General features: G+C 71.1%; 18 protein-coding genes. 15 read left to right on the top strand and 3 right to left on the bottom strand.

All coding sequences use genetic code 11. The features are described 5' to 3' along the window. Positions 1-205: 205 nt before the first annotated feature. The gene (locus ACFU7D_RS21170; RefSeq protein WP_378870802.1) at positions 206-1,480 is read left to right on the top strand and encodes a DUF222 domain-containing protein; all 1,275 of its coding nucleotides are present in this window, start codon (positions 206-208) and stop codon (positions 1,478-1,480) included. A 353-nt stretch (positions 1,481-1,833) separates the two neighbouring features. On the opposite strand, the gene ACFU7D_RS21165 is transcribed toward ACFU7D_RS21170, so the two are convergent. Then, positions 1,834-2,004, bottom strand: coding sequence for a hypothetical protein (locus ACFU7D_RS21165; RefSeq protein WP_378870800.1), 171 nt, complete (start codon positions 2,002-2,004; stop codon positions 1,834-1,836). 188 nt (positions 2,005-2,192) lie between these two features. After that, the gene (locus tag ACFU7D_RS21160) at positions 2,193-2,873 is read right to left on the bottom strand and encodes a TetR family transcriptional regulator (RefSeq protein WP_378870798.1); all 681 of its coding nucleotides are present in this window, start codon (positions 2,871-2,873) and stop codon (positions 2,193-2,195) included. A 175-nt stretch (positions 2,874-3,048) separates the two neighbouring features. On the opposite strand from ACFU7D_RS21160, the gene ACFU7D_RS21155 reads away from it, so the two are divergent. From ACFU7D_RS21155 to ACFU7D_RS21130, 6 genes are read left to right on the top strand one after another with little or no spacing between them, the layout of a single operon-like run. After that, complete coding sequence (locus tag ACFU7D_RS21155; protein WP_378870796.1) at positions 3,049-4,224, top strand: thiolase family protein; 1,176 nt, start codon at positions 3,049-3,051, stop codon at positions 4,222-4,224. Between the two features lie 38 nt (positions 4,225-4,262). Beyond that, positions 4,263-5,030 (top strand): 3-hydroxyacyl-CoA dehydrogenase, encoded by a 768-nt coding sequence (locus ACFU7D_RS21150; RefSeq protein ID WP_091047996.1) that lies wholly within the window; start codon positions 4,263-4,265, stop codon positions 5,028-5,030. Position 5,031: 1 nt separating this feature from the next. Next, complete coding sequence (locus ACFU7D_RS21145) at positions 5,032-5,703, top strand: hotdog domain-containing protein (protein ID WP_378870793.1); 672 nt, start codon at positions 5,032-5,034, stop codon at positions 5,701-5,703. 44 nt (positions 5,704-5,747) lie between these two features. Next, positions 5,748-6,926 carry an acyl-CoA dehydrogenase family protein gene (locus tag ACFU7D_RS21140; protein ID WP_378870791.1) on the top strand — a complete coding sequence of 393 codons (1,179 nt, stop codon included), beginning with the start codon at positions 5,748-5,750 and terminating at the stop codon, positions 6,924-6,926. After that, complete coding sequence (locus ACFU7D_RS21135; protein WP_378870789.1) at positions 6,923-7,996, top strand: phosphotransferase family protein; 1,074 nt, start codon at positions 6,923-6,925, stop codon at positions 7,994-7,996. The genes ACFU7D_RS21140 and ACFU7D_RS21135 overlap by 4 nt, the downstream gene beginning before the upstream one ends. After that, entirely contained in the window at positions 7,975-9,978 is a 2,004-nt protein-coding gene (locus ACFU7D_RS21130) for an FAD-dependent oxidoreductase (RefSeq protein ID WP_378870786.1), read from the top strand. The genes ACFU7D_RS21135 and ACFU7D_RS21130 overlap by 22 nt, the downstream gene beginning before the upstream one ends. A gap of 6 nt (positions 9,979-9,984) precedes the next feature. Here the strand turns inward: ACFU7D_RS21130 and mftR are convergent, their stop codons facing one another. Continuing rightward, complete coding sequence (mftR, locus tag ACFU7D_RS21125) at positions 9,985-10,593, bottom strand: mycofactocin system transcriptional regulator (protein ID WP_378870783.1); 609 nt, start codon at positions 10,591-10,593, stop codon at positions 9,985-9,987. Between the two features lie 126 nt (positions 10,594-10,719). On the opposite strand from mftR, the gene mftA reads away from it, so the two are divergent. The 8 genes from mftA (at position 10,720) to ACFU7D_RS21085 (ending at position 17,743) form a co-directional block, all read left to right on the top strand. Then, positions 10,720-10,818 (top strand): mycofactocin precursor MftA, encoded by a 99-nt coding sequence (gene mftA / locus ACFU7D_RS21120; protein WP_179656278.1) that lies wholly within the window; start codon positions 10,720-10,722, stop codon positions 10,816-10,818. 2 nt (positions 10,819-10,820) lie between these two features. Then, a complete protein-coding gene (gene mftB / locus ACFU7D_RS21115; protein ID WP_378870780.1) occupies positions 10,821-11,093 on the top strand; it encodes a mycofactocin biosynthesis chaperone MftB in 273 nt (90 codons plus the stop codon). 12 nt (positions 11,094-11,105) lie between these two features. Continuing rightward, entirely contained in the window at positions 11,106-12,317 is a 1,212-nt protein-coding gene (mftC, locus tag ACFU7D_RS21110) for a mycofactocin radical SAM maturase (RefSeq protein WP_378870777.1), read from the top strand. A gap of 28 nt (positions 12,318-12,345) precedes the next feature. Further along, entirely contained in the window at positions 12,346-13,581 is a 1,236-nt protein-coding gene (gene mftD / locus ACFU7D_RS21105; RefSeq protein WP_378870775.1) for a pre-mycofactocin synthase MftD, read from the top strand. Between the two features lie 2 nt (positions 13,582-13,583). Continuing rightward, complete coding sequence (mftE, locus tag ACFU7D_RS21100) at positions 13,584-14,255, top strand: mycofactocin biosynthesis peptidyl-dipeptidase MftE (RefSeq protein WP_378870772.1); 672 nt, start codon at positions 13,584-13,586, stop codon at positions 14,253-14,255. Continuing rightward, positions 14,252-15,061, top strand: coding sequence for a mycofactocin-coupled SDR family oxidoreductase (locus ACFU7D_RS21095; protein ID WP_378870769.1), 810 nt, complete (start codon positions 14,252-14,254; stop codon positions 15,059-15,061). The genes mftE and ACFU7D_RS21095 overlap by 4 nt, the downstream gene beginning before the upstream one ends. Beyond that, entirely contained in the window at positions 15,058-16,485 is a 1,428-nt protein-coding gene (mftF, locus tag ACFU7D_RS21090) for a mycofactocin biosynthesis glycosyltransferase MftF (protein ID WP_378870767.1), read from the top strand. The genes ACFU7D_RS21095 and mftF overlap by 4 nt, the downstream gene beginning before the upstream one ends. A 130-nt stretch (positions 16,486-16,615) precedes the next feature. Continuing rightward, positions 16,616-17,743: a sugar phosphate isomerase/epimerase family protein gene (locus tag ACFU7D_RS21085; protein WP_378725766.1), complete on the top strand. Its 1,128-nt coding sequence runs from the start codon at positions 16,616-16,618 to the stop codon at positions 17,741-17,743. The last annotated feature ends 56 nt before the right edge of the window (positions 17,744-17,799 follow it).

Below are 17,799 nucleotides of genomic sequence, written 5' to 3'. Positions count from 1 at the left end.
GGGTGTGGCGCAGCGCATTGACTCCTGCGGCAGATGGTGTCGATGGGGTGCCAGTGGTGGCCCTTCGGGCCACTTACCATCCACAGAAGCGAGCCTGTTCGCTCACCGCGAAAACATCATTTGACCTGCACCTATGGGTGGTGAGATATCCGTTCGAGGCGTAGAATCAGGACCATCACAACACCTCGTGACGGAAGGGCTGGCGATGAGTCTCGGGCGCGACATCGACCCCTGGGGCACCAACCCCGGCGATGCGATCGACGCCGCCCTCGAGGCCATCGAGACCGCCCTCCACGAACTCCTGTCCACCGATCCTGCCTACTGGCGCACGAGCCAGAAGAAGGACCTGCTGGAACGGTTGGAGAAGCTCCAGGCCCAGCAGGCCGCTCTGAAACTGCGGGTGCTTGCTGTTGCGGGTGATATCGCGGAGGAGACCGGTGCGAAGGATGCCTCGGCCTGGATGCGGGCAGAGTTGTTGGTCGACAAGGGTCCGGCCCGCTCGCAGCTCAAACTGGCGACCAGGGTCGCCAACTACGACCTGGTGGCAGCCGGTCTGGCCGAGGGGGTGGTGTCTTTGGACAAGTCCCGGGTGATCACCCAGGCGTTGGACAAGATCAAGACGGACCCGGTCACCAGCGGCGAGGACCTGGCCCTGGCCGAGCAGCTGCTGGTCGACTACGCGCGCACTTTGACCGCGAACCAGCTGCGGATCGCCGGCAAACGGATCCTGGTCGAGATCGACCCGGTCCGGTTCGAGGACGCCGAAGCCAAGGCGCTGCTGGCCGAGGAGGAACGTGCCCAGCAGAGGACCGCGCTGCGGGTCTGGGACAACCACGATGGGACCGTCGGGTTCGAGGGTGTGCTGCCGGTCTCGATGGGGATGCGGTTCAAACGGCTCGTCGAGGCCTACGCCCAACCCCGCAAACAACAGCTCGCCACCAAAGGCAGCCCGCTGCCGCCCTGGGAACGACTCATGGGCCAAGGTTTCACCCGGCTGTTGGAGACCTTCGACCCCGCCGCGCTGCCGCGCCATGGTGGGGATGCGACCACCGTGAACGTGGTGATCTCGCTCGACGAGCTCCGCAAGGACCTCGGGGTCGCCACCCTGGGCTACGACGAGACCAACGGGACCACCATCACCGCGGCCGAGGCCCGGCGGATGGCGTGCAACGCCACCATCATCCCCTGGGTGTTGGGCGGTGATGGTGAGGTCCTCGACGCCGGCCGGGCCAGCCGGTTCTTCCAGCCCATCCAGCGCAAGGCACTCCGGCTGCAGCAGAAGTGCTGCCAAGCCGAGGGCTGTGACATGCCACCGGAATGGTGCGATGCCCACCATCTCGATCCGTGGGCTGCGGGAGGGAAGACCGACCTGAAGGATGGGGCCCTGTTGTGTCCCCATCACCATCGTCTGGCGCACGCCCCGGCGTACGTCCATGAGCGACTACCGGATGGCACCATCCGGTTCACCCGCCGACGGTAGATGTTTGACGGACGGGCGGGTCATGCCGACCACACACAGTGCCGCGCTGGTGACGGGCCAACTCGAGCCGGCGTGCACCGCGTCCGCGAGTTGGCCGACTGCCGTCCAACGCCGTCGACACGCGCGGTCGAGTTGGAGCAACGGCGGCGGGGGCGCCCGGTGTTGAGGCATCGACGAAGAAGATCGAGATGCCTGGGAAGCGCAAGAAGTACGACCGGGAGTTCGGTGAGGGAAACGGGCCGGATCGTGGAGGTGTCCGGAAGTCGATAGCGCAGGTCGCTAGCTGTCTGGGGTGGTCGACGGGTCGAGGGGCGCTGCGGCTGATCGGAGCGGCCATGATCGCCTTGCGGGGTTCAGCCGCAGCCGGAGGTCATCGTGCCGGCGCCGTCGATGTCTATGCCCCACTCGCAGAGCCACCCGTCGTGGCCGCCGGTTGCTTCGAGGAGGGCGAGGGATGCGGTGAGGAAGGCGAGGCCTACGGAAAGGCCCACCACCCATGCGACCACTTTGATGAGCGTCTTCATGGTCGCAGTGTCGTCGGGGCATCTCGCGAGGGCGCCGACTCTGCTGGTCATGTCCCGGATCCAGGGGATCAGGTGCGGGGTCCGGGGCTGTGCGCACCATCGAGGGCGCGGTCCCCGCCTGCGGTTCGGGTCGGCCGTGGTGGGATGGGCTGTTGGCGCCCGGCGAAGCCGTCGCCGTCCTCCGAGGGTCAGGCGGTCTGGGCGAAGCCGGCGTTCGAGGCGGATGTGTCGGTGCCGGCGGCGGAGTCGATGCTTCCGAAGTGAGCGATGCCGAGGAGGTAGCTGCGTACGGTGTGCTCGAAGATCTGCTTGGTGTTGAGCTGGTTCGCGGCGCCGGCGGCGGTGAGGGCCGGGAACCGCTCGGGGTCGGCGTGCTCGAAGCGGACCCGGGCGCGCGAGGGCGGCCGCATCGCCTCGGCGATCGCGGCACCGAGCGAGACCTTCTCCAGGCCGTCGAGGATCTGCACGTGGAGCTCGACCGGCACCCCGCACTCGCTCAGGTAGGTGGCGGCCTGCTCGTACATCTCGGTGAGCAGGTCGCGCGGCATGAACCGGAGCAGGATCGGGGCGGCGTTGCGGTGTCGCAGCACCGAGGCGCGGAAGTTCAGGGCGAGCTGGGTGAACCACTCCGCCCAGTCGTTCTGGCCGGGCTTGCGGGGCAGCGGGGTCTTGGCGACGATCGCATGGGCCACTGCGGCGAGGATCTCGTCCTTGTCGCTGAAGTGGTGGTAGAGCGAGGGTGCCTTGACGTTGAGCTCGCGGGCCAGCCGCGGCAGGCTCAGGGCATCGATGCCGTCTCCGTCGATGATCTCCAGGGCGGCCTTGATGGTCGCCTCTCGACTGATCAGCGGTGTGCTCGGTCGTGCCATGGGGCCCTCCTTGGTCCTGCGGTCCTTCGATAACCGCATCACTTTAGATTCTTGCATGTCTTTACCGAATCACCGACGGCTAGGGCGTGATTTGCTGGTTACGCTCTTGTAAACCTAATGACAGAAGGTTTAGTGTGATCGCGATCCCATAGCTGTGAACATCAGGAGAGCCCCTATGACCAACGCCGTGATCGTCGACATCGCCAGGACAGCCTCCGGCAAGGGGAAGCCGGGGGGTGCGCTCTCCGGTGTCCACCCGGCCGACCTCTTTGCGACCGTCATCCGGGCACTGGTCGAGCGGAACGACCTCGACCCGGCCCTGGTCGAGGACGTCATCGGCGGCTGTGTGATCCAGTACGGCGACCAGTCGCTCAACATCACCCGCACCGCCCTGCTCGCCGCGGGTCTCCCGGTCGAGGTCCCCGGCACCACCATCGACAGGCAGTGCGGCTCCTCCCAGCAGGCCGCGCACTTCGCCGCCCAGGGCGTGATCGCCGGGGCGTACGACATCGTCATCGCGGGCGGCGTGGAGTCGATGAGCCGGGCGCCGATGGGCACCTCGGTCGGCGCCGGCGACCCCTTCGGTCCGCTCGCCGCGCGCTTCCCGAGCCTGCCCAACCAGGGCATCGGCGCCGAGCTCATCGCCGCGCGCTGGAAGATCGACCGCGACCAGATCGACGCCTACTCCGCGGAGTCGCACCGCCGTGCCGCGGCGACCGCGCTCTCCGGCAGCTTCGGTCCCGAGGTCGTCCCGGTGACGCTGCCCGACGGCAGCAGCCACGTCGTCGACGAGACCGTCCGACCCGCGACGACCGCCGACGGGCTCGGCGGGCTCAAGCCGTCGTTCTACAGCGAGGAGATGGCTGCCCGCTATCCCGAGATCGGCTGGCACATCACGCCGGGCAACTCCTCGCCGCTGACCGACGGGGCCTCGGCCGCGCTCATCATGAGCGAGGAGCGGGCCGCGGAGCTCGGTCTCACCCCGCGAGCGCGTTTCCACACCTTCGCGGTCGCCGGCTCCGACCCCGAGATCATGCTCACCGGCCCGATCCCGGCCACCCACAAGGCGCTGAAGAAGTCCGGCCTGAGCATCGAGGACATCGACGCGTACGAGGTCAACGAGGCCTTCGCGCCCGTCCCGCTGGCGTGGGCGCAGGAGTTCGGCGCGGACCCGGTGCGACTCAACCCGCGCGGCGGCGCCATCGCCCTCGGCCACCCGCTGGGCGGCTCCGGCACGCGCCTGATGACCACCCTCCTCAACCACCTCGAGGAGACCGGCGGGCGCTACGGACTGCAGACGATGTGCGAGGGCGGCGGGATGGCCAACGCGACCATCATCGAGCGTCTCTGACCCCGCCCCACAGGCCCGAACCACTGGAAGGAACAAGCATGAACATCACCGGCAAGTCCGCCCTCGTCACGGGTGGGGCCTCCGGCCTCGGCCTCGCCACCGTACGCAGGCTCCACTCGGCAGGGGCGCACGTCGTGATCCTCGATCTGCCCGGCAGCGACGGCAAGCAGGTCGCCGCCGACCTCGGTGAGCGCGCCGTCTTCGTGCCGGCCGACGTCACCGACGAGGAGCAGGTGCAGGCCGCCGTCGACGCCGCCGTCGCGGAGGCGCCGCTGGCCGTGACCGTGAACTGCGCGGGCATCGGCAACGCGATCCGGGTCGTCGGGAAGGACGGCTCGCCGTTCCCGCTGTCCGACTTCACCAAGGTCGTCAACGTCAACCTGGTCGGCACCTTCAACGTCCTCCGGCTCGCCGCCGCCGCGATGGTGGCCGGCACGGAGATCGACGGCGAGGAGCGCGGCGTGGTCGTCAACACCGCCTCGGTCGCCGCCTTCGACGGCCAGATCGGCCAGACGGCCTACTCGGCCTCCAAGGGCGGCATCGTCGGGATGACCCTGCCGATCGCCCGCGACCTGGCCAACCACCGGATCCGGGTCAACACCATCGCGCCCGGCCTGTTCCACACGCCGCTGTTCAACGCGCTGCCGGAGGAGGCCATCGACTCCCTCGGTGCCCAGGTGCCGCACCCCAGCAGGCTCGGCAAGCCGGAGGAGTACGCCGCCCTGGTCGGCCACATCGTCGAGAACCCGATGCTCAACGGCGAGGTGATCCGGCTCGACGGCGCGATCCGGATGGCGCCGCGCTGAGGTGGGCGGCGAAGCTGACGCCACCGTGACCGGCCACGCCGAACCCTGGGAGACCCGCATCGGCGTACCCGAGTCGTTCACCGCGTCCACGCCCGGGACGGAGTCCGAGCTCCCGGGCGGCGAGGCGTGGGGGCCGCTGGTCGAGGCGCTGCGCGGGTTCCTCGACGACCTCGCGGGCTCGCTGCCCGATCAGGAGCGCGTCCTTGCGCTCACCCGCCAGATCGAGGAGTGGTCGGCGGACCTGCGGCAGGACCAGGTGCCCGAGATGCGGCAGGCGTTCGGTCATCGGGTCGACCTGCACGGTCGTGGTCAGGTGATGGCCCCCGCGTTCGTGCTCACCGACCGCGGCCAGGACAGCGTCGAGGGAACCGTGACCTTCGGACGCTACTTCCTCGGCGGTCACGGCGCCGTCCACGGGGGAGCGGTCGCGCTCCTCTTCGACGAGGTGCTCGGACGTCTCTCCGACACCTGCTCGCGACCGCCGGGGCGCACCGCCGGCCTGACGGTGAACTTCCGGGCGGTGACCCAGGTCGCCAAGCCGCTCACCGTCCGGGCCCGGTTCGAGGAGGAGTCCGGTCGCAAGCGCTACCTGGTGGGCGAGATCTGGGACGGCGACGTCCTCTGCGCCGACGCCCGCGCGCTCTTCCTCGGCCTCCGGGCCGGCCAGGACTGAGACGCCATGAATTCAGACAGCTCGGACTCAACAAGGAGCATGCGATGACCGATGTGGCCGCGATCGCGGAGACCACCCGGAAGCTGATCGAGACCCACGTCCTTCCGGTGGAGGACGAGCACGACGGCGACGTCGAGGCCGCGGGCGGCGAGAGCCTGCGTGCCCGGCTGCAGGCCGAGGCCCGCGCCGCGGGGGTCTTCGCGCCGCATGCTCCGGTGGCGTACGACGGGCTGGGGCTCGGCATGGTCGAGCGTGCCCCGGTCTTCGAGGCCGCCGGGCGCGGGCTGTTCGGCCCGATGGCGCTCAACATCAACGCGCCCGACGAGGGCAACATCCACCTGCTGGCCCACGTCGCCGACGAGAGGCAGCGGGAGCGGTTCCTGGCCCCGTTGGCCCGGGGCGAGGTGCGTTCCGCCTTCGCGATGACCGAGCCCTCCCCGGGCGCCGGTGCCGACCCCTCAGCGCTGACCACCCGGGCCGAGCGGATCTCGGCGGGATGGCGCCTCAATGGGCACAAGTGGTTCATCACCGGAGCCGACGGGGCCGCCTTCCACATCGTGATGGCGCGTACGTCCGGAGAGCCCGGCGACGCGGGCGGGGCGACCATGTTCCTGGTGCCCGCGGACGCCCCCGGCGTCGACCTGGTGCGCCACGTCGGCACCCAGGACATCTCCATGCTGGGCGGGCACTGCGAGATCACCTACACCGACGTCGAGGTGGGCGAGGACGCGGTGCTGGGCGAGGTCGACGAGGGCTTCCGCTACGCCCAGGTGCGCCTCGGCCCGGCCCGGATGACCCACGTGATGCGCTGGACCGGCGCCGCGACCCGCGCCCACGAGACGGCGGTACGCCACGTCGCCGGCCGCCGTGCGTTCGGGTCCCGGCTCGCCGAGCAGGGGATGGTGCAGCAGATGATCGCCGACAACGAGATCGACCTGGCCGCCACCAGGGCGCTGCTCCTGGCCGCGTGCCGTGAGCTCGACGACGGTGGTCGGGCGTCGGAGTCGACCTCGATCGCCAAGACCTTCGCCGCCGAGGCACTGTGCCGGGTCGCCGACCGGGCGGTGCAGATGTGCGGCGGCCTGGGTGTCTCCCGCGACCTGCCGGTCGCCCGGATCGCCCGCGAGCTCCGGCCGTTCCGGATCTACGACGGACCCTCCGAGGTGCACCGCTGGTCGATCGCCCGCCGCGCGGTGCGCCGGATCGCGGGAGCCGGATCATGACGTCGGTGCTCACCGACTTCGAGCTGGCTGCGGTGCGTACGCGGATGCTGGCCGCCGGCGCCGAGGTCGGCCCCCGGCTGGAGGGCAGCCTCATCTCCGGCGGCCGCTCCAACCTGACCGTCCTCCTCCACGACGGCGTACGCCGCTGGGTGCTGCGCACGCCGCCGCGGCACGGCCGCACGCCGTCGGCGCACGACGTCGGCCGCGAGTTCCGGGTCACCAGGGGCCTTGCCGGCACCGATGTGCCGGTCGCGGCCCCGGTGGTCTTCTGCGATGACGAGGCGCTCCTGGGTGGCCCGTTCTCGGTGTGGGAGTTCGTCGACGGGGTGACCGTCCAGTCCCGCGACCAGCTCGAGGCGCTGGACCAGCAGGTCGTCGACGGGATCACCGACGCCCTGGTCGAGACCCTGGCCGCCCTGCACCGGGTGGACCATGTCGCCGTCGGGCTGGAGCGTCTGGGCCGCCCCGACGCGTACGTCAGCCGGCAGATCGCCCGCTGGTCGGGCCAGTGGGAGCTGGTCGCCGCGCCCGGCGCCGAGGTGCGCGACGCCGCGGACGAGGTGCGCGCACTGCTCGTCGAGCGGGTTCCCGAGCAGCGGCACACCTCGATCGTCCATGGCGACTACCGCATCGACAACGCGCTGTTGGACCTGACCGGAGCCACGCCGAGGGTCGCGGCCGTCGTCGACTGGGAGCTCTCCACGATCGGGGACCCGGTCGCCGACGTCGCCACCATGTGCGCCTACCGGCACCCCGCCTTCGACCACGTCCTCGGCTTCCCGACGGCGTGGACCAGCCCGCGCCTCGCCGGCGCCGACGCCCTCGCGCGCCGCTACGAGCGTGCCGGCGGGTTCGAGCTCGACCACTGGCCGCTCCATCTCGGGCTGGCCTACTACAAGATCGCCGTCATCGCCGCGGGCATCGACTACCGCTGGCTGGCCGAGGGCGCGCCGGAGGACGGCAACGACACCGCCGGATCCGCGGTCGGCCCCTTCCTGGAGGCGGCGCTGACCACCCTGAACGCCGACCGGCCTACCCGAGGAGCACGATGTCCTTCGACCACCTGCTGAGTCCCCTGCGTCTCGGCACCCTGGACCTGCCCAACCGCGTCGTGATGGGCTCGATGCACACCGGGCTCGAGGATGCCGACGACGACGTCCCGCGCCTGGCCGGCTACTTCGCCGAGCGTGCCCGTGGCGGGGCCGGGCTGATCATCACCGGCGCCTACGCCGTCAACGCCGAGGGCCGTCTCGAGGAGGGGGCCGGCGACATCGCCACCGACGACCGGATCGACGCCCACCGCCCCATCACCGACGCGGTGCACGCCGAGGGCGGCCGGATCGCGCTGCAGCTCATCCACGCCGGCCGATACGGCCGCCATGCCGCCAGCGTCGGCGCCTCGTCGATCAAGAGCCCGATCAACCCGTTCCAACCGCGCGCGCTGACCACCGAGCAGGTCTGGCAGGTCGTGGACGACTTCGCCGCGGCCGCGGTGCGGGCTCGCGCCGCCGGCTACGACGCGGTCGAGATCATGGCTTCCGAGGGCTACCTGATCAACCAGTTCCTGGCGCCGCGCACCAACGACCGCACCGACGAATGGGGCGGCTCCGCGTTCGCAAGGATGCGGCTGCCGGTCGAGATCGTGCGCCGCATCCGGGCCGCGCTCGGGCCCGACTTCCCGGTCCTCTACCGGATCTCGCTGCTCGACCTCGTCGACGGCGGCCAGACCTGGCAGGAGACCGTCGAGCTAGCCCAGGCCCTCCAGGCCGAGGGTGTGACCGCCTTCAACACCGGCATCGGCTGGCACGAGGCCCGGATCCCGACGATCATCACCCAGGTGCCACGGGGTGCGTGGCTGCGCTACACCCGGCTGCTGAAGGCGGCGGTGGACGTACCGGTGTGCGCCTCCAACCGGATCAACACCCCGCAGCTCGCCGACGACGCCGTCGCGGACGGCGACGCGGACCTGGTCGCGATGGCCCGGCCGCTGCTGGCCGACCCCGCCTTCGTCGCCAAGGCCGCCTCCGGGCGGGCCGACGAGATCAACACCTGCATCGCGTGCAACCAGGCCTGCCTCGACCACGGCTTCTCCGGCCTGGAGACGTCGTGCCTGGTGAACCCGCGTGCCTGCCGAGAGACGGTGTGGACCATCCGGCCCGCGCCCCGGCGTCGTAGCGTCGCGGTGGTCGGCGCCGGTCCGGCCGGCCTCGCCGCCGCGGTGACCGCGGCCGAGCGCGGGCTCGCGGTCACCCTCTTCGAGCGAGAGCAGGAGGTCGGCGGACAGTTCCGGCTGGCGATGGAGGTGCCCGGCAAGGAGGACTTCGCCGACACGTTGCGCTACTTCCGCCGTCGTCTGGAGGTGCTCGACGTCGACGTACGCCTCGGGGCGGCCGCCTTGCCGGCGGATCTCGAGGGCTTCGACGAGATCGTCGTCGCCACCGGGGTCAGGCCGCGGCTCCCGCAGATCCCCGGGATCGACCACACCAAGGTCGCCAGCTATGCCGACGTGCTCGCCGGACGGGTGAGCCCGGGCGAGCGGGTGGCCGTGGTGGGTGCCGGTGGCATCGGCGTCGACGTGTCCCACTGGCTCACCCATGACCCGAAGGAGGATCTCGACGGGTGGCTGGCGCGCTGGGGTGTGGACCCCACCCTGACCCGGCCCGGCGGGCTGACCGAGCCACAGCCGCGCGACCCCTCGCGCAAGGTCACCCTGCTGCAGCGCAAGGCGACCGCGATCGGCAAGGACCTGGGGAAGACCTCGGGCTGGGCCCACCGTGCGGTGCTCGGCCAGGCGGGCGTCAGGTTGGTCCCGGGCGCGTCCTACGAGCGCATCGACGACCACGGCCTCCATGTCGTCGTCGACGGGGTGTCCCACACCATCGAGGCCGACACCGTCGTGGTCTGCGCCGGCCAGGAGTCGGTGCGCGACCTCTACGACGCGCTGGTGGCCGCCGGGCGTACGCCGCACCTGATCGGTGGCGCGGAGCTGGCCGCCGAGCTGGACGCGAAGCGCGCGATCGCCCAGGGCACCTCCGTCGCGGCGGCGTTGTAGCCGGCCTCAGGTCGCGAGGTAGGAGCGCAGATGAGCCATCGTGGTGTCGAGCAGCCGGGGGAGCGAGGAGCTCTCGTCGGCGAGCCACGCCTGGTAGGCGGTCAGCGCGAGCGCCAGCGAGACCTGGCCGACGGTCTGAGGGAGCAGGTCGTCGGGCCGGGTGCCGGTGCGGTCGGCGACGTACTCGGCGATGACCTCGCGCCAACTCGCGTAGCGGAGCACCGAGTGGGCCTGCAGCGCCGGGGTGGTCAGGATCAGCCGCATCCGGTCGCGGTGGCTGGGGCTGGCATCGGTGGGGAAGTCGTTGAAGGCGAGTACGCCCCGGTGGACCGCCTCCGGCAGCGGGAGGTCGGTGGGCATGGCGCGCAGGATCTCGCGGAAGCCGTCGAGGGTGCGGTCGAACTGTCCCCAGGGGATGTCGTTCTTCGAGGGGTAGTAGCGGGTGATGGTGCGCCTGCCGACCCCGATCGCCTCGCCGATGTCGTCGAGGGTGGTGGCCTCGAAGCCCCGGGTCACGAAGAGCTGGAAGGCGGCCTGCTCGATCTCCGCGTGCGAGGTCGCGGCCGGTCGTCCGCGCAGCGAGCGCCGCGTCGTGGGGGCGGGGCTGGTGGGCACCTGCCGCAATCTACCGCAGCGGTCCGGGCAAAAGAATCGCTTGTTCCTGCGCACCCCTATCTTTTTGACCTTGAGTGTCATTAATGTGTTGTGAGTCACGTTCAACCGAGATGAAGGAGAGCTGTCATGAACCCTGAGGAGACCAACCAGGTCGTGGACGAGGCCCTGACCGAGGAGTCGTTGATCGAGGAGGTCTCGATCGACGGCATGTGCGGCGTCTACTGATCATGGCCGCTGTGAGCCTGGACAGCGCGTGGACGCTGTCGCCGTCGGTGGCGCTGCGGCCGGAGCCGTTCGGGGCGCTGGCCTACCACTTCGGGAACCGGAAGCTGACCTTCCTCAAGCGTCCCGAGCTGGTGGCGGTGGTGCGCGCCCTCGGGTCGCACCCGGACGTCCGCAGTGCGCTCGTGGCATCGGGAGTGCCGGAGGGCCAGCACGCTGCGTACGTCGCTGCGCTCTCCGGCCTCGCCCGGACCGACATGATCCGACCTGCTGAGTAGAGGAGCGAGACGATGAAGCTGGTGGAGAACTTCGAGCTCGGCCTGGATGCGCCGATCTGCCTGACCTGGGAGCTGACCTACGCGTGCAACCTGGAGTGCGCGCACTGCCTCTCGAGCAGCGGCCGGCGCGACCCGCGCGAGCTGAGCACCGAGCAGTGCGAGGCGGTGATCGACGAGCTGCAGCGGATGCAGGTCTTCTACGTGAACATCGGTGGCGGCGAGCCGACCGTACGTCCCGACTTCTGGCACCTGGTCGAATATGCCGTCGCCCACGACGTCGGGGTGAAGTTCTCGACCAACGGCGTCCGGCTCACCCCGGAGCGGGCGCGGTGGCTGGCGGGCAGCGACTACGTGGACGTCCAGATCTCGCTCGATGGCGCCACCGCCGAGGTCAACGACCGGGTGCGTGGGACCGGGTCCTACGACACCGCGATCACTGCGCTGCGCAACCTGCACGAGGCGGGTTTCCGCGACGCCAAGCTCAGCGTGGTCTGCACCCGGGAGAACATCGGACAGCTCGACGACTTCAAGGCGATCGCCGACCGCTTCGGGGCGACGCTGCGGCTGACCCGGCTGCGTCCCTCCGGTCGCGGCGCGGACGTGTGGGACGAGCTGCACCCGCTTCCCGAGCAGCAGCGCGAGCTCTACGAGTGGCTCGTCGCCAACGGCGACAAGGTGCTCACCGGCGACTCCTTCTTCCACCTGGCCGCCTTCGGCCCGGCCGACGGTAGCGGGGCCCTGCCGGGACTCAACCTGTGCGGCGCGGGCCGGGTGGTCTGCCTGATCGACCCGGTCGGCGACGTCTACGCCTGCCCGTTCGCCATCCACGACCAGTTCCTGGCCGGCAACCTGCTCACCGACGGCGGGTTCGACTCGGTGTGGAAGACCTCGGCGCTCTTCCAGGAGCTGCGCGAGCCGCAGACCGGCGGTGCCTGCTCCGGCTGTGCCCACTACGACTCCTGCCGCGGTGGCTGCATGGCCGCGAAGTTCTTCACCGGCCTGCCGCTGGACGGGCCGGACCCGGAGTGCGTCCAGGGCTACGGCGAGTCTGCGCTCGCCGGCGAGCGGACCATTCCCGCGGTCGGCCAGGACCACTCCCGCAGCGCCCCCAGCCGCAACGCACCGGTGCTGCTGACGCTCTCCCGGCGGCGTCCGGACTCCGAGCTTGCCCCGCCGGTGAGTGCGTGCGCGGAGTCACCGCTGGCCGGTTTCGCCCCGAACTGAACCTCTCAAGACAGAAGCGAGAACGAAGATGCCCTGGAAGAACCCCTGGAAGCAGAATCCGTGGTTCGAGTCCGTCGCGGTGGCGCAGGAGCGCGCCCGCAAGCGGCTGCCGAAGCCGGTCTACGCCGCGCTGCTGGCCGGCTCCGAGCGCGGCCAGACGATCGCGGACAACCAGCAGGCGTTCGCCGATCTCGGGCTCGCGCCGCACGTGGCCGGCCATCACGACAAGCGCGAGCTGTCGACCACCGTGCTGGGTCAGGAGATCGGGTTCCCGGTGATCATCTCGCCCACCGGCGTACAGGCCGTGCATCCCGACGGTGAGGTCGCGGTCGCGCGGGCGGCGGCGGCCCGGGGCACGGTGATGGGGCTGTCCAACTTCGCCTCGAAGTCGGTCGAGGAGGTCGTCGAGGCCAACGCGGCGACGTTCTTCCAGATGTACTGGACCGGTGACCGCGACGTGATGGTCCGCCGGATGCGCCGCGCCCACGCGGCCGGGGCGAAGGCGCTGATCGCAACCCTCGACTGGTCCTTCTCCATGGGCCGCGACTGGGGCAGCCCGGAGATCCCGGAGAAGGTCGACCTCTCTGCGATGCTCAGGTTCGCGCCGCAGGTGATGAGCCGGGGCAGGTGGATGGCGGCGTACGCCCGCAGCGGCGGCATCCCCGACCTGACCGCCCCCAACCTGGCGCCGATCGCCGACGACGGCAGCCTGGGGGAGCCGCCCACCTTCTTCGGTGCCTACTACGAGTGGATGACCACGCCGCCGCCGTCGTGGGACGACGTCGCCTGGATGGTGACCACCTGGAAGGAGCTGAGCGAGGGCAAGCCGTTCATGCTCAAGGGCGTCTGCCGGGTCGACGACGCGCTCCGGGCCGTCGACGCCGGCGTGGACGCGATCTCGGTCTCCAACCACGGCGGCAACAACCTCGACGGCACCCCGGCCACCATCCGGGTGCTGCCCCCGATCGCCACCGCGGTCGGCGACCAGATCGAGGTGCTCCTCGACGGTGGCGTACGTCGTGGCTCCGACGTCGCCAAGGCGCTCGCCCTGGGTGCCCGCGCGGTGATGATCGGCCGTGCCTATCTGTGGGGTCTGGGCGCCAACGGCCAGGCGGGCGTCGAGAACGTCCTCGACATTCTCCGTAACGGTCTCGACTCCGCGGTCCTGGGCATGGGCAAGGCCTCGATCCACGAGCTCACCCCGCAGGACCTGGTGATCCCCGACGGCTTCGAGCTCGCCCTCGGCCCCCGAGCAGCGGACTGACCATGAGCCTCGCCGACCGCCCGTGGCCGGAGATCGTGCCCGGCGGCACCGTCCTGGTGCCGCTGGGCTCCACCGAGCAGCACGGCCCGCACCTGCCGCTCGACGTCGACACGGTGATCGCGACCGCGGTGGCCGACGAGCTCGCCCCGCTCATCGGCGCTTCCGTAGCCCCGGCGGTGCCGGTCGGTGCCAGCGGGGAGCACCAGTCCTTCCCCGGCACCATCTCGATCGGCACCGACGCGCTGACCTCCCTGGTCGTCGAGCTCGGCCGGTCACTGACCACCTGGGCCTCCCGGGTGGTCTTCGTCAACGCGCACGGAGGCAACCTCGACGGGCTCGACGCCGGGGTCAGGACCCTTCGCGGCGAAGGCCGCGCCGTCAGCTGGGTCCCGTGTCAGGTGCCGTACGCCGACCCGCACGCCGGGCTCACCGAGACCTCGCTGATGCTGCACCTGGCTCCCGAGCGGGTTCGGCTGCGGAACGCCGCCCCCGGCAACACCCGTCCGCTGCGCGAGCTGCTCCCGCGGATGCGGGCCGGGGGAGTGGAGGCGGTCTCGGCCAACGGAGTCCTCGGCGACCCGACAGGTGCGAGCGCGGAGGTCGGGAAGCGGATCCTCGCCGAGATGGTCTTCGCCGCCTACGACCGTCTTCAGATCGGCGCGGTCACCCGATGAGACCCGGCGCGACCGCAGCCGAGGCGACGACCCGGGTGGCGCTGGTGACCGGCGCGGCCCGCGGGATCGGCGCCGCCACCGTCCGAGGCCTGGTGGCCGAGGGCGTACGCGTCGTCGCGCTCGACTGGTGCGCCGGTGAGGACTCCCCGGCCGGCTACCCGCAGGCCACGAAGACCGACCTCGACACCCTCGTCGCCTCGCTCCCGGCCGGCTGGGTCGAACCGGTCGTCGGGGACGTACGCGACCCGGAGGCGCTGACCGCCGCGGTCGACGCCGCGACTCAGCGGTGGGGACGGCTCGACATCGCGGTGGCGGCCGCCGCGGTGATCGCCGGCGGACGCCCGCTGTGGGAGGACACCTCGCTCGACCTACAGTGGCAGATCGACGTCGTCGGGGTCTGGAACACGGCGGGCGCGGTCGTCCCGGCGATGCTCGCCGGCCCGGACCCGAGCGGCTGCCGGTTCGTCGCGATCGCCTCCGCCGCGGGCTCGCACGGGCTGTTCCATCTTGCCGCCTACAACGCCGCCAAGCACGCCGTGGTCGGCCTGGTGAAGGGCCTGGCCGCCGACCTCGCCGGGACCGGGGTCACCGCCTGCGCCGTCTCACCCGGATCGACCGACACCGCGATGCTGGCCGCGACCGCGGGCCTCTACGCGGTCGGTCCGGACGACCTCGCCGGACACCAGCTCCTGCGCCGCCCGCTCACCCCGGACGAGGTCGCCGCCACCGTCGTCCACGCCTGCTCCCGTGCGGGTGCCGCGCTCAACGGATCGGACGTCGCGGCCGACGGAGGCTTCGGCGGATGACGCTGCTGCCGGACGGTTTCACGGTGCGGGTCCGCGATGACGTACGACTCCTCCGGACGCCCGAGGGTGGATTGTCGCTGGTCGGCGGATCCCCGTTGCGATCCATGCGCCTGGCGCCTGCCGCGGCCGGCCGGGTGGTCGAGAGGCGGGTGCAGGTCCGCGACGCCGCCACCGACCTCGTCGCCCGACGCCTGCTCGACGGCAACCTCGCCGACCCCGACGACCTGACGCCGGTCGACCCGGCCGAGCTCACCGTCGTCGTCCCGGCCCACGACCGCCCCGAGCACCTCGACCGCTGCCTGGCCGCCCTGGCTGCTGGGGACGGGATCGGCGTGATCGTCGTCGACGACGCCTCCCGTGACCCGGCCGCCGTCGCGGAGGTCGTACGCCGCCACGCCGCCACCCTCCTCACGCTGGCCGACAACCGCGGACCTGCCGGCGCCCGCAACGCCGGCCTCGCCAGGGTCACCACGGCCTACGTCGCCTTCGTCGACTCCGACGTGAGCGCCGACCCGGCGATGCTCGCGCAGCTGGCCGGCCAGCTCGCGGACCCTCGGGTCGCGCTGGCGGGGCCGCTGGTGCGCGGACACACCGACAAGGTGCGGCCCTCGTGGTTCGAACGGCACGACGTCGCCGCCTCATCTCTCTCCCTCGGCGCGAGGGCCTGCTCGGTCCGCCCGGGGGCGGCCGTCGGGTGGCTGCCGTCGGCCTGCCTGGTCGCCCGCACGACGACGATGAGGGAGGTCGGTGGCTTCGCCGCCGACCTCCGCGTCGGCGAGGACGTCGACCTGGTCTGGCGACTGGTCGAGGCCGGCCACGTCGTCCGCTACCAGCCGGATCTCGAAGCGCTGCACGAGGTCCGCGGCACGATCCGCGGCTGGCTCGGCCGCAAGCTCGTCTACGGTTCCGGCGGCGCGGAGCTCGGCCGCCGCCACGGGGACGCGATCGCCCCGGCCGTGCTCTCCCCGGCGATGGCCGCCGCCGGAGCCGCGATCCTCGCCTGCCGCTGGTGGTCGGCTCCCGCGTTGCTGGCCTCGCTGGTCTGGGGCAGCCGCGTCGTCTCGGAGGCTCTCCCCGACATCCCCGGCCGCCGTGGCCTCGCCTCCCGTCTCGCCGGGAGAGGCCTCGGCTGGTCGCTGCGCCAGGAGTCAGCCCTCCTGCTGCGCCACTGGTGGCCGCTCACGCTGGTCGCCTGCCTGTTCAGCCGCACCGTGCGCCGCATGGTGCTTGCCGCGCTCGTCGTCGACACCGCCGTCGCGGCCCGTGAGAGCGACATCCGGCCCGCCACCCTCCTCGGCCGCCGCCTCGACGACCTCGCCTACGGCGCTGGCCTCTGGCTCGGCGCCGCGCGGGCCAGGTCTGTTCGATGCCTCACTCCGCGCCTCGTACGCCGCGCAGCTACTCCACGGACTTTCGAAAGATAGTTTCAAACTTTCGCATGATGAATTAGAACTATTGACGGGCGCTTGACTGAAACCGTAAGTTGACGATCGCACAACGTGACGCAGGTCACAGTTGCGGCTCACTTGGCTTCACCCTCCCGAAGGAGCACTGATGCGCAACCGTCCCACCCCTGCCGCGAACCACGAGGTTCCGGCTATCGCACGCAAGCTCGGGCTCAACCGTCGCCAGCTGCTGGCGGCCACCACAGGCATGGCCGCGGCGGGAATCGCCCTCGGCGGCGTGCCTCTCGCCGGGCCGGCCGCCGCCGGCAACGCGCTGCTGATCCCGCGGCCGCGGCGCGGGATCATCCTCTACACGGTGCGCGACGCGATCAGTCGCGACCCGGCCACCAGCCCGTACGCCTCGGGGTTCAGGGCGGTCTTCGAGGAGCTGTCGAAGATCGGCTATCGGCAGATCGAGTTCGCCGGCTTCAACCAGAGCGCCAATGCGCCCGGCGGCAATGTCAACAACGTCGAGGGGGCACGTCTGCTGCGGACGTGGCTCGATGACAACGGTCTCGAGGCCGAGGGGAACCACGGGTCGGTCCCCTCCACGATCACCGATGCGTCCCTGGCCGCCTTCGACGCGGCGTGCGAGGTCGCGAACATCTTGGGGATGAGGCACATCGGGACCGGAAGCGATCCCACCGGGTCGGCCTACCTGGCCGACTGGCAGGCCGCAGCCGATCGCTGGAACATCCTCGGTGAGCGCGCGGCCGGACACGGGCTCAAGCTCTACACACACAACCACGACGTCGCGTACAGCTTCCTCCTCGACAGCGGACCGGCCGACGCGCTGGGCCGCCCGACGCGGTCGTCCGGGGTGCGCCGGCTGGAGTGGTTCTTGGCGAACACGGACCCGCACCACGTGTCGCTGGAGATGGACATCTACTGGGCGCACGTCGCGCAGTACAAGCACCACACCTACACCGCCCCTGACGGCAGCCTCGTCGAGGACCGCTTCGACCCGCTCGAGGTCGTCAGGTCCGCACCGATGCGCTTTCCGCTCTTCCACGCCAAGGACGGCAAGAAGGACGAGACGCAGGCCAACGGCTACGTGATGGCGCCGTTCGGGGAGGGCGACATCGACTACCAGGCCTTCTTCGGCAACATGCCGGCACGGGGCTACCACAACCCGATGTGGGAGCAGGACACCGCGCCCGGTGGTGCGGCGAACCCCGGCCAGTCCCTCGCCTTCGCCAAGCTGAGCTACCAGAACATGGACGAGCTCCGCGGCTGACCGGCCGCCACCTCTCCCGTCGCGAACTGCCGGAGCGCGCCCTCACCGGGTCGCGC

This window comes from Nocardioides sp. NPDC057577 (assembly GCF_042801335.1).
Classification (GTDB): domain Bacteria; phylum Actinomycetota; class Actinomycetes; order Propionibacteriales; family Nocardioidaceae; genus Nocardioides.
This window is presented reverse-complemented; position numbering and strand designations above follow the sequence as displayed.